The organism is Rhodococcus sp. 21391 (assembly GCF_016772255.1).
GTDB lineage: Bacteria > Actinomycetota > Actinomycetes > Mycobacteriales > Mycobacteriaceae > Rhodococcus_F > Rhodococcus_F opacus.
In genome coordinates this window covers 6,056,328-6,067,870 of sequence record NZ_CP063781.1, presented here as the reverse complement: position 1 = coordinate 6,067,870, position 11,543 = coordinate 6,056,328, and the positions used below count along the sequence as shown (strand labels likewise).

Annotated in this window: 12 protein-coding genes; 10 read left to right on the top strand and 2 right to left on the bottom strand. The window is 69.1% G+C overall.

Annotated features, from left to right (window positions below; all coding sequences use genetic code 11):
- Positions 1 to 28: 28 nt before the first annotated feature.
- The 8 genes from ssd (at position 29) to GO592_RS27960 (ending at position 6,305) form a co-directional block, all read left to right on the top strand.
- Complete coding sequence (gene ssd, locus GO592_RS27995; RefSeq protein ID WP_039951798.1) at positions 29 to 1,114, top strand: septum site-determining protein Ssd; 1,086 nt, start codon at positions 29 to 31, stop codon at positions 1,112 to 1,114.
- Positions 1,111 to 2,313 carry a TadA family conjugal transfer-associated ATPase gene (locus GO592_RS27990; protein ID WP_039951821.1) on the top strand — a complete coding sequence of 401 codons (1,203 nt, stop codon included), beginning with the start codon at positions 1,111 to 1,113 and terminating at the stop codon, positions 2,311 to 2,313. The genes ssd and GO592_RS27990 overlap by 4 nt, the downstream gene beginning before the upstream one ends.
- Positions 2,310 to 3,101, top strand: a complete 792-nt coding sequence (locus GO592_RS27985; protein WP_039951823.1) for a type II secretion system F family protein — start codon at positions 2,310 to 2,312, stop codon at positions 3,099 to 3,101. The genes GO592_RS27990 and GO592_RS27985 overlap by 4 nt, the downstream gene beginning before the upstream one ends.
- Positions 3,098 to 3,685, top strand: a complete 588-nt coding sequence (locus tag GO592_RS27980) for a type II secretion system F family protein (protein WP_007298524.1) — start codon at positions 3,098 to 3,100, stop codon at positions 3,683 to 3,685. The genes GO592_RS27985 and GO592_RS27980 overlap by 4 nt, the downstream gene beginning before the upstream one ends.
- A gap of 57 nt (positions 3,686 to 3,742) precedes the next feature.
- Positions 3,743 to 3,979, top strand: a complete 237-nt coding sequence (locus GO592_RS27975) for a DUF4244 domain-containing protein (RefSeq protein ID WP_005256132.1) — start codon at positions 3,743 to 3,745, stop codon at positions 3,977 to 3,979.
- Complete coding sequence (locus GO592_RS27970) at positions 3,979 to 4,353, top strand: TadE family type IV pilus minor pilin (RefSeq protein WP_007298525.1); 375 nt, start codon at positions 3,979 to 3,981, stop codon at positions 4,351 to 4,353. Before GO592_RS27975 ends, GO592_RS27970 begins: the two co-directional genes overlap by 1 nt.
- Complete coding sequence (locus GO592_RS27965) at positions 4,350 to 4,706, top strand: Rv3654c family TadE-like protein (protein WP_007298526.1); 357 nt, start codon at positions 4,350 to 4,352, stop codon at positions 4,704 to 4,706. Before GO592_RS27970 ends, GO592_RS27965 begins: the two co-directional genes overlap by 4 nt.
- A gap of 189 nt (positions 4,707 to 4,895) precedes the next feature.
- Entirely contained in the window at positions 4,896 to 6,305 is a 1,410-nt protein-coding gene (locus GO592_RS27960; protein ID WP_007298527.1) for an MFS transporter, read from the top strand.
- A 9-nt stretch (positions 6,306 to 6,314) separates the two neighbouring features.
- Here GO592_RS27960 and GO592_RS27955 read toward each other — a convergent pair whose 3' ends face one another.
- Positions 6,315 to 7,211, bottom strand: a complete 897-nt coding sequence (locus tag GO592_RS27955; protein ID WP_005256139.1) for a LysR family transcriptional regulator — start codon at positions 7,209 to 7,211, stop codon at positions 6,315 to 6,317.
- A 110-nt stretch (positions 7,212 to 7,321) separates the two neighbouring features.
- On the opposite strand from GO592_RS27955, the gene GO592_RS27950 reads away from it, so the two are divergent.
- Together GO592_RS27950 and GO592_RS27945 are read left to right on the top strand one after the other, a co-directional pair.
- Positions 7,322 to 8,242, top strand: a complete 921-nt coding sequence (locus GO592_RS27950) for a CoA transferase subunit A (protein WP_005248463.1) — start codon at positions 7,322 to 7,324, stop codon at positions 8,240 to 8,242.
- On the top strand, positions 8,239 to 9,021 hold the full coding sequence (locus tag GO592_RS27945) for a 3-oxoadipate--succinyl-CoA transferase subunit B (RefSeq protein WP_007298528.1): 783 nt from the start codon (positions 8,239 to 8,241) through the stop codon (positions 9,019 to 9,021). The genes GO592_RS27950 and GO592_RS27945 overlap by 4 nt, the downstream gene beginning before the upstream one ends.
- 11 nt (positions 9,022 to 9,032) lie before the next feature.
- Here the strand turns inward: GO592_RS27945 and GO592_RS27940 are convergent, their stop codons facing one another.
- Positions 9,033 to 11,396, bottom strand: coding sequence for a DEAD/DEAH box helicase (locus GO592_RS27940; RefSeq protein ID WP_039951800.1), 2,364 nt, complete (start codon positions 11,394 to 11,396; stop codon positions 9,033 to 9,035).
- Positions 11,397 to 11,543 lie beyond the last annotated feature (147 nt).

The following is an 11,543-nucleotide window of genomic DNA, read 5'->3' as shown; positions in this document are numbered from 1 at the left end:
GGTCGCCGGCAGCGGGCACGCTCGCTGCATGGACGCAGAAGGCGGGGGTGAAGTGCTGGTTCTGGTCGACGACCCGGCGCTGTTGCACAGCATCAGGCGCGTGGCGGCAGCGGCCGACCGGGCACTGAACGAGGTCGACGTCACCGACGCCCGGCACGTCTGGGGGAGTGCCCCGATCGTCGTGCTCGACGCACGCGCAGCCGCCGCGTGCCGCAACCGGCTCCCACGCCGGCGCCGTGTGGTGCTGCTGTGCGACGGGCCGCCGGGCATCGACGAGTGGCGGATCGCGACCGCGGTCGGTGCGGAACACGTGCTCGCGGTGCCCGAGGACGAGTCGGCGCTGGTCGCGGTGCTCGGCGAACAACCTCAGCGTCCCGAGGCGGATGGCACCGTCGTCGCCGTCGTCGGCGGATGTGGCGGGGCGGGTGCCTCCACGCTGGCCGCGGCGACAGCCCTCGCCGCGGCGTCGCGACCGCGGCCCACGCTTCTGCTCGACACCGACTCGTGGGGCTCCGGACTCGACGTCCTGTTGGGCATCGAGGACGTGCCCGGACTGCGGTGGTCGGGTCTGTCGATCGAGGGTGGCCGGATCTCCTCGGGCGCGCTGAGGGACGCACTCCCCGCCCGTGGCGAGTGGCTGCGGGTGCTCGCCTGCAGCAGGACGGGGCACGGCGCCGGCCCGACGGCGGCCGCGGTCCGTGCGGTCACCGATGCCGGCCGCCATGCGGGCGATCTGGTCGTGTGCGACGTGTCCCGGTTCCCCGGCCCGGCCACGGAGACCGTCCTCGAACTCGCCGATCTGGTGGTCCTCGTCGTGCCCGCCACCGTCCGGGCCTGCATCGCCGCGGGAAAGGTGGCGCAGTGGATCACCGAGAGGAACCCCAACCAGGGACTCGTGGTTCGCGGCCCGGCACCCGGCGGGCTCCGCGGCGCCGACGTGGCGGAGGTTCTCGACCTGCCGCTGATTGCGTCGATGCGCGCCGAGCGCGCGCTCACCGGAATGCTCGAACACGGCGGCCTCAGGCCGGGCCGGCGCTCCCCGCTGGGCGCCGCGGCCGAGGCGGTCCTCGACACGGTCGGCAGCAGACCGCGGTCGCGGGAGTGGGCGGCATGAGTTCCCTCGTCACCCCCGACCTCCTCGACCGGGTGCGCGAACGTCTCGCGCACACGTCCGGCGAGCCGACACCGGCCACGGTCGCCGCTGCCATCCGCACCGAGTCCGGTGGCGTGCTCGGCGACACCGACCTGCTCGGGGCGCTGCGGGTGCTCATGACCGAACTCACCGGCGCCGGCCCGCTCGAGTCGTTGCTGACGGAACCCGGAGTCGCGGACGTGCTCGTCACCGCGCCCGACCGCGTGTGGGTCGACCGAGGCCGCGGCCTCGAACGCGCGGCTGTCCGGTTCACCGACGAGACGGCGGTGCGCAGGCTCGCGCAACGTCTCGCGCTGTCTGCCGGACGCCGCCTCGACGACGCGCAGCCGTGGGTCGACGGAAGACTGCGGGACGTCGGAAACGGCTCGTTCGGTGTGCGGCTGCATGCCGTCCTCGCTCCCGTGGCTCAGGGCGGCACCTGCCTGTCGCTGCGGGTGCTGCGCCCAGCCACCCAGGGGCTCGGGGCGCTCGTCGCGAGCGGTGCCGTGGCGGAGGCGGCCCACGACCTGCTGGTGACGATCGTGCACGCGCGGCTCGCCTTCCTGGTCACCGGCGGTACCGGCGCAGGCAAGACCACGCTGCTGGCCGCGTTGCTGGGTGCGGTGGACCCGGCGGAACGGATCGTGTGCGTGGAGGACGCCGCGGAACTGGCACCGACGCACCCGCACGTGGTCCGGCTCGTGGCTCGGGCACCCAACGTCGAGGGCGTGGGTGAGGTGACGGTCCGGGACCTCGTCCGTCAATCCCTGCGGATGCGCCCCGATCGGATCGTCGTCGGCGAGGTTCGCGGCGCCGAGGTCGTCGACCTGCTGACGGCGCTCAACACGGGTCACGACGGCGGTGCCGGGACGGTGCATGCCAACTCGCCCGAGGAGGTTCCGGCGCGGCTCGAAGCGCTTGCGGCACTGGGTGGAATGGACCGCTCGGCGTTGCACAGTCAGCTGGCCGCCGCGGTCCAGGTGGTTCTGCACGTCCACCGGGCTTCGAGCGGGGCGCGGCGGCTGACGCAGATCGGCGTCGTCACTCGCGACGAGTACGGGCACGTCACGACCGTGCCCGCCTGGAACCACGACACGGGTGAGGGTCCGGCGGTGGACCGGCTCCGCCACTTGTGTTCTCGTCGTGGACCGCAGGATTCGGGGACGGAGGTGCCGTCGTGATCGCCGGTCTGGTGGTGCTCGCCTGCGCAGTGCTGACTGTGCCGTCCGCGAGGTCGCGGCCGCGGTTGCTCGCGGTCACGGGCAGGGAAGGCCCCCGTCGCCGGTTGCGTCTGCCCTGGGTGGTTCCGGCGGCGCTCGCCGGTATCCCGATCGTGTACGAACTGGGCGGACTGTGGGCGGTCCTCGCCGCGACGATCGTCTGTGCAACAGTGCGTTTCAGATCGGTGCGACGCAGTGCGGCGAAAGCGAAGGACGCCGATCTGCGTGTCGTACTGTCGAGTCTCGAGGTGGTGACGGCGGAACTTCGGGTGGGCGCCCATCCGGCCGCCGCATGCCAGACGGCGGCCGACGAAGCGGCAGGCAGTGTGTCGGCGGCATTCCGGGCCGCGTCGGCGCGCTCGCGGCTCGGAGGATCGGCCGCCGACGGGTTCCGGATCGCGGATTCCCGCGTCGGTACCGAGTTGGGGCGGATCGCCGAAATCTGGGCGGTGGCCGACGCGCACGGTCTCGCACTGGCGGAACTGCTCGAAGCGGCACGGACGGACCTGTTGGGACGCAGTCGCTTCCGTCAGCGAACGGAGGCGTCGCTGGCCGGGGCGAGGGCGACGGCGACCGTACTGGCCGGGCTGCCGCTCCTGGGTGTCGGTCTCGGTCAGATGATGGGGGCGGCCCCTCTGACGGTGCTGTTCGGAGGCGGTGTGGGTGGCATCCTGTTGCTGCTCGGTGCGGGGCTGGTGTGCGCGGGCCTGTTGTGGACCGACCGGATCACCGGACGGGTGACGGGATGATCTGGTGTGCGGTACTTCTCCTCGCCTGCGCCGTGCTGGTGCTGCCCGCACCCAGATCGCCGGTGCAGCGACTGCGCGCCGACGGCGTCGGCCCGGGTGATGCGGCGTCCGCGGTGGACGAGGGCGCGCGCCGCGAGGACCCGCTCGCGATCGCCGCGGCCTTCGACCTGCTGGCAGCGTGCCTGCGCGCCGGACTGCCCGTCGCGACCGCGGCGCAGGCCGTGTCGCGGTCGGCGCCCGCGCCGTTGTCGGAATCGCTTCGCCGCGCCGCGGACCTGCTGTCGCTGGGGGCGGATGCGGCGACCGCATGGGAGGCGGCGGCGTCGGACCCCGCCACCGAATCCCTTGCCCGCATGGCGCGCCGGTCGGCCGCATCGGGATCGTCGCTCGCCGGTTCCATGACGGAGCTCGCCGCCGACGGCCGAGTCCAGGTCGAACACCTGGCGGCGGCGTCGGCCGAACGCGCGGGCGTGCTCATCAGCGGTCCTCTCGGGCTGTGCTTTCTTCCGGCATTCCTCTGTCTCGGCATCATCCCGGTCGTCGTCGGGCTGGCCTCGCGGGTGCTGGACGGCGGGCTGTTGTGACACATCGACACTTCCGGCGCAGAACCGCTGCGCCGGACACTCTGAAGGGGGAACACCATGGAACACGGAATCCGGGCGCTGGCGGGAGTTCGGGCGTTGGCGGAAGGTCGGGCACTGACCACCCGCTTGATTCTGCTCGCGACGGACGAGGACGGAATGTCGACGGCGGAGTACGCCATCGGCACCATCGCGGCCGCGGCCTTTGGCGCCGTGCTGTATTCGGTCGTCACCGGCGACAGCATCGTTACGGCGTTGACGAACATCATCGACAAAGCGCTGAACACCGCGGTGTGATGAGTGCTGCCGAGAACCTGCGCCGGTCGGAGGCCGGCGGCGTGACGGTCGAGGCGGCCATCGCGATTGCATCGATCGTGGCGGTGGTCGTGCTGTGTGTCGGCGCGATCACCGCCGCGACACTGCACGTCCGGTGTGTCGACTCGGCCCGCGAGGCAGCACGGCTTGCTGCCCGTGGAGATCGCGAGTCGGCGATCTCCACGGCGGCGAGAGTGGCACCCGACGGCGCCGACGTGTCGGTCCGGACCGAGGGGGAGTTCGTCGTCGCGACCGTGCGGGCACGCAGTCCACTCCTTCCGCTCGTGAACATCTTCGCGGAGGCGGTGGCGGCTCTCGAACCCACTGTGCGCGGGTGGAGCGGAGGAGGGCCGTGAGTTCGGGGGCCACCGACGACCGCGGGTCCGCGACCGTGACGGCGTGCTGTGCGCTCGCGGCGCTGGTAATGGTCACGGCGATGCTGGTGCACGTCGGCTCGGCGGTGTCGGTGCGGCACCGGGCGCAGTCCGCCGCAGATCTGGCCGCCCTCGCCGCGGCCGTCGGGCTGGACCGCGGCACCGACGCGGCGTGTGCCGCGGCCCGGGAAGTCGCGGGGCGCATGCGTACCGAAGTCGTGTCCTGTGAGGTCGACGACTGGGACGTCGAGGTCGCGGTCACCGCACCGGTGCTTCTGTCCTCGCTGGGTTTCCGGGATGCCCGCGCCGTGGCGAGGGCAGGTCCCGCGGAGTGACGTCGAAGCGAGGAGGCGGGCCGGTGACGCGCATCACGCCAGCGTGTGGGAGGTTTCAAAAATTATGACCAGATTCGGAATAATCCCCCGCTCAGGAAGTATTGGACGGCATGGATCCTGTGATGCGAGTCTCACTGATGCGAGCTGGTTTTCATCCATACCACTCCCTTTGGCGAGAGAGGGCATCACATGACCACGGCACCACCGAAGCGGACCGAGGCCGAGACAAAGGCGCGGAGGGCGGGCATCGCCTCGTTCATCGGCACCACGATCGAGTGGTACGACTTCTACATCTACGGCACCGCGTCGGCGCTGGTCTTCGGTCAGGTGTTCTTTTCCGACACCCTGCCGGCGGGCATGGGCACGCTGCTCGCGTTCGTCACCCTGTGGGCCGGGTTCCTCGCCCGTCCCATCGGCGGCATCGTCTTCGGCCATCTCGGCGACAAGATCGGTCGAAAGAACACGCTGGTCATCACACTCATGATGATGGGCACCGCCACCGTCGGAATCGGACTCCTGCCCTCCTACGCGCAGATCGGAATATGGGCGCCCGCCGCCCTGGTGTTCCTCCGGGTCGTTCAGGGCGTGGCAGTGGGGGGTGAATGGGGCGGGGCGGTCCTGATCGCCAGTGAGAACGCACCCAAGGGGAAGGGGATTCTGTACTCGGCGTTCGCCCAGCAGGGGTCGCCCGCCGGAAACCTCCTGGCGACGATGGCGTTCTTCCTGCTCTCCGCCATGCCCACCCCGGCGTTCGTGCTCTACGGCTGGCGCATCCCGTTCCTGATCTCCGCGGCCCTGGTGATCGTCGGCATGATCATCCGTCTCAAGCTCGAAGAGTCGGACGCGATGAAGACCGTGCTGAAGCGCAAGAAGACCGTCGCACTGCCGATCGGTGAGGTGCTGCGCAAGCATTGGGTCCTCGTCCTCCTCGGTGCAGGCGCGCTGCCCCTGGCCCAGGTGACGTACTTCAAGAACACCTTCGCGTTGTCCTGGGCCACCAGCGAACTCGGCTACGACCGGGGCACGTTCCTCGGCGCCATCGCCATCGCCCTCGTGGTCCAGTTCATCGTGCAGCCGTTCGGCGCCGTCCTGGTGTCCCGGATCGACATGCGGAAAGCCATGTGCATCATGGTGATTCCCGAGTTCGTCCTGATGCCGGCAATGTTCTTCGCGATCCGGACCGAGAACTTCGCCATTGCCGTCGTCGTGATGTGCCTCGCGACCATTCCGCACTCGATGTTCTACGGCGCCATCGCCGGAGTGCTCGCGCGTGCCTTCCCCGCCAACATCCGCTACACCGGTCTTTCCGCGGCCTACCAGCTGTGTTCGCTGGTCGTCGGCGGCGGCACCCCGGTGCTGGCGCAGTGGATGCTCAACTCGTCCGGAAACATCGTCGGCGTTGCATTCGTGTCGGCCGGCTATGCCGCCGTCTCCCTGGTCTGCACCCTGTTGTTGCTGAACCGGACCGGATTCGACGCGCGCCGGTTGTCGACCGCGGAGCAATCCGACGCGGACGAACTGCAGCTCGACATCGCTGAGGAGGATGCGGTGGACACCGCTCCGAGTGCAGGGCAGGCCCGTGCGGCAGCCCACACCTGACCGCGCAGGTTATTCCGGAGTGGGCAATGCCTCCTCGGACAGCCTGAGGACTTCCCGCAAGGCGGCGTTGTCGTCGTCCGCTCGCCACGCGATCCGGAGCTGCAGGGTGCTGGGACCGCCGACCAGGGGGAGGAACACGACATCCGGGTTGTTCACGTTCTCGGCCACGGAGGAGACGGTCAACGCGCAGCCGACCTCCGCGGACACCAACGCCATCAGCGCCATCGAGTCCGGCGCGCTCTGCACGATCCGGGGCGTGAAACCGGCGTCGTGGGCCGCCCTCTGCAGGGAGTCACGCAGCGCCGATCCGGGATCGGCGGGCAGCGTCACCCAGGGCTCGGTGGCCAGTTCCTCGATGCGAACGCCGTCCCTGCCTGCGAGCGGGTGGTCGGTGGGCAGGGCCACCACGAAGTCCTCGTTGAGGATGACGCGGGACGCGATGCCCGGCGGGGTGAAGATCCACCGGACCAGACCGATGTCGAGGGTTCCGTCGAGAAGCTTGTTCAGTGCTTCGCTCGCGAAAGCGGAACTGTCCAGGACGAATTCGATACCCGGGTGGGTGTGCCGGACGAGTTTCGCCCACCGCCCGATGAGCAGGTGGGACGAGACTCCGGCGAAGCCGATGCGGACCCGGCCGACCTGTCCGCGCCCGGCGGCGGCGACGGCGATCTCCGCGAGCCGGCAGGCGTCCAGGATCTCGCGTGCCGGGCCGAGCAGTGCCTCACCGGCGGAGGTCAGCCGGACGTTCCGCGTGTTTCTTTCGAAAAGAGTTGCCCCGAGCTGCTTTTCCAGTCGCCGAATCGTGCGGCTCAGCGGCGGCTGGGCCGAGTGCAGGCGCTGTGCGGCGCGGCCGAAGTGCAACTCCTCGGCGACCGCGAGAAAGGCAGTGATCTGAGAAATCTCCACGGGAGAACTATTGCAGTTCCGGCAACAGATTTGTCAACACTATTGAGTCAAACGGTGGTAATCCGGTGGGGAAGGTCCCGAGGCGACGTCCCGTCGTTCCGGAGAAGGGCATGGCGATGAGCAAAGTGGTCAGCATGGCGGAAGCCATAGGAACGTACGTCGAAGACGGCATGACCGTGTGCCTCGAGGGCTTCTCGCATCTCATCTCGTTCGCGGCTGCGCACGAGATCATCCGGCAGCAGCGGCAGAACCTCACGCTGTGCCGGATGACTCCCGACATCGTGTCGGATCAACTCGTGGCTGCCGGTTGTGTCACCAAGCTCGTGGCCTCGTTCTTCGCGAGCGGATCCGCCGGATCCCTCCACGAGTTGCGACGCCGTATCGAGCACCACGATCCGGTGGCCCTCGAGGTCGAGGAGTACAGCCACTACGGAATGGTCTGCCGCTATCAGGCGGGCGCCGCGCGCCTCCCGTTCTTTCCGCTGCGCTCCTATGCCGGAAGCGACCTTCCGCGGCTCAATCCCCGAATTCGGCTCGTCGACGATCCCTACGGGGAGGGCACCGTGTACGTCGTGCCTCCGCTGAACCCGGACGTCACCATCGTTCACGCGCAGCGCGCCGACCGTCACGGCAACGTGCAGATCTGGGGTATCTCCGGGGTGCAGCAGGAAGCGGTGTACGCCGCGGGGAAGGCGATCGTGGTCGTCGAGGAGATCGTCGACGACGAGGTCGTCCGCTCCGACCCCAGTCGTACACTGATCCCTTCTCACGCGGTCGATGCCGTCGTCGTCTGTCCGCGCGGGGCGCATCCGTCCTACGTGCAGGGCTACTACGACCGGGACTGCGCGTTCTACCGACGCTGGACCGCGATCAGCAAGGACTCCGCACTCCTGCAGGCGTGGCTGAAGGAGTGGATCCACGGCACCGCGAATCACGACGAGTACCTGGACAAACTCGGCGGCGACTACTGGAACGACCTCGCCGTCGAGCCGCGATTCTCCGAACCAGTCGACTACGGGAGCCGGAAATGACCACAGCACCAGTCGGAGCGATCTCGGCGACCGAGGTCATCGTGTCCGTTGCCGCCCGCGAACTCGCCGGGAAGGGGCGCGTCTTCGCCGGCGTCGGACTCCCGACGCTCGCCGTCGATCTGGCCAAGCGGACCAGCAACCCGGACGTCGAACTGATCTACGAATCGGGAGTGTGCGGCGCGCACCCCTCCGCGATGGCCGAGGGCATCGCCGACTCGGTCGTCGTGTCGGGCGCGGAGTCGGTGGTGTCGATGTCGGCGTTGTTCGGTTACGTGCTGCAGGGCGGCAACGTCGACGTCGGATTTCTCGGCGCGGCCCAGATCGACCGGTACGGGAGCCTCAACACCAGCATCATCGGAGACTGGGACAAGCCGACGGTCCGGTTGCCCGGTGCCGGTGGCGCCGTGGAGATCATGCCCAACGCCGGCGAGATCTTCGTGGTGATGCGGCGACACGATCCGAGCGCTTTCCCCGCGGAACTCGACTTCTGCACGTCGCCGAGTCCCGTCCGGGCCCGGGCGGCAGGTGACGGGATCATGCCTCGGGGCCGAGGGGTGACGAAGGTGTTCACGAACCTCGGGGTGCTGTCGCGGCAGGGTCCGTTCGACGAACTCGAGCTGGTCAGCGTGCACGAGGGGGTCACTGTCGACGACGTGCGAGCCCAGACCGGCTGGGAGCTGAAGGTCGCGGACGATCTCACGGTCACCGCCCCGCCGACCAGCGAGGAGATTCACCTGCTCCGCGATGTGATCGACAAGGTTCGGCTGTATCTGCGCTGACCGGGAGACCGTCAGCCGAGCGAGGCCAGAACCGCCGTGAGGACCCGGATCGCGCCGTCCTTGTCGAGGGGATCGTTGCCGTTTCCGCACTTCGGTGAGTACACGCAGGACGGGCACCCCGAGGTGCATTCGCACGATTCGATCGCCTCGCGGGTCGCGCCGAGCCATCGGGTGAGTTCGGCGTGACCTCGGTCGGCGAATCCTGCGCCGCCTGCGTGACCGTCGTAGACGAACACGGTGGGAAGTCCGGTGTCGGCGTGCAACGCGGTCGAGACGCCGCCGATATCGCCTCGATCGCACACCGCGACGAGAGGCAGGAGGCCGATCGCGGCATGTTCGGCGGCGTGGAGCGAACCGGGCACGCGTTCGGCCGGAACACCCGCCTGCACCAGAAGTTCCGGGGTGATCGTGTACATCACCGCACGGGTGGGGAGGGTCTGCCTCGGCATGTCCAGTTCGACCGCGTCGAGAACCTCGCCCGAAGACAGTCGTCGGAGGTATCCGATCACCTGATGGGTCACCTCGACCTCGACGAGCGCGACCTCGACGTCGCCGAACTGCTTCTGCTCGAGAACGGAGGTGACCGTGATCTCGGTGGTCTCGCGGGCCGAGGTCGTCCAGTCGGGGTCCTCCGCGTGCACCAGGGCGAGTCCCTGGTCGAGATCGAGTTCGTCGACGACGTACGACTCACCCTGATGGATGTGGACGGCGCCGGGATGCGCCGTGGCGGGGGCGCGGCCGGTGTCGACGGTTCCGAGCATGCGTCCGGATTCTGATACGACAATTGCCACCTGGGTACCGATTCCACCCCGGATATCCACTGCGCCATGAGGATTTGTGCCGGCGGTGACGAACCAGCCGTGGGCGCGCCGACGGATCAGGCCCTGCTCCGCCAGCTTTCCGAGGATGTCGATCGCCCCGAACGCCTCGGCCTCGGCGTCGGACAGTGGTAGTTCCATTGCCGCGCAGAGCAACTGCGGGCCGAGGACGTAGGGATTGCTCGGGTCCGTGACGGTCGCCTCGACGGGCTTGTCGAGCAGCGCGGACGGGTGGTGGACGAGGTAGGTGTCGAGGGGATCGTCACGCGCGACCAGGACTACGAGCGAACCTTCGCCGCGTCGGCCGGAGCGGCCTCCTTGTTGCCAGAACGACGCCACCGTGCCGGGGAACCCGGCGACCACGACGGCGTCGAGGCCGGCGATGTCGACGCCGAGCTCGAGCGCATTCGTCGTCGCCGCTCCCAGCAGCGTGCCGTCGGCGAGCGCGGTCTCGAGCTCACGCCGATCCTCGGCGAGGTACCCGGCTCGATACGACGCGACCCGGGCCGAGAGTTCGGGATCGATCTCCCCGAGTAGGCGTTTGGTCGCCATCGCGGTCAGCTCCGCGCCCCGGCGGGAGCGCACGAAGGTGAGCGTGCGGGCCCCTTCAACCATCAGGTCGGCCATGATGCGCGCGGCCTCCGAACCGGCGGGCCGTCGTACGGGGCTTCCGTTCTCTCCGGTGACCTCCCGCATGAGCGGGGGTTCCCACAGCGCGACCGTCCGGGGGCCGTGTGGTGAACCGTCTTCCACGACCTCGGCGCAGGGCGCTCCGATCAGCCGCGACGCCGCCGCCCCGGGATCCGCCGTGGTGGCGGACGCGAGGACGAAGACGGGATCGGCGCCGTACCGGGCCGCGATGCGCCGGAGCCGCCGCAGTACGAGCGCGACATTCGAGCCGAAGACACCACGGTAGGAGTGGCATTCGTCGATCACCACGTAGGCCAGATTGCGGAAGAAATGCGCCCATCGTTGATGGGTCCGGAGGAGGGAGATGTGCAGCATGTCGGGGTTCGTGAAGAGCCACCGCGAGTTCTCCCTCGCCCAGTGCCGCACCTCGAGTGGGGTGTCGCCGTCGAACACGCACGGGCACACGCTCCGGAGGTCGTCCCCGGCATCCAGGACTTCCGAGTCTATGAGCGAGGTCACGGCCCGCAGCTGGTCTGCGCCCAGCGCCTTGGTCGGGGAGAGGTAGAGGGCGGTCGCCCGCGGATCCGTTGCCAGAGTGGTGAGTACCGGAAGCTGGTAGGCCAGCGACTTGCCCGAGGCGGTGCCGGTCGACACCACGACGTTCGTCCCGTGACGGGCCAGGTCGGCGGCGGCGGCCTGATGGGTCCAGGGGCGGGGGATCCCGTTCTCCTGCATGGCCCGGACGACGCTCGGGTGCGCCCACGCCGGCCATTCCGACAGCTGAGAAGTCCGGGCAGGCATTTCCGCGGCGAAAGTGAGCGGGTTTTCGTCTCGGGGAACTCCCTCGAGGACTCGGTTCAGTAGCGCTCGGCCGTATGTTTCGCCCGTATTTCCACTGTCGTCACGTGGTGAAAACGGTGTGCTCACTGATGTCTCCGGGCTGTCGTAGGGGACGGGCGAGTAGCTTCCACACCGCCACGACCTGCGCATTTGATGATAACGAGTGCCTCTCCAGGGCTGTCGCCCGGGGTGTCGCGACCCCCTCATGAATCCGCTGTAACGTGCCTGTTCGCT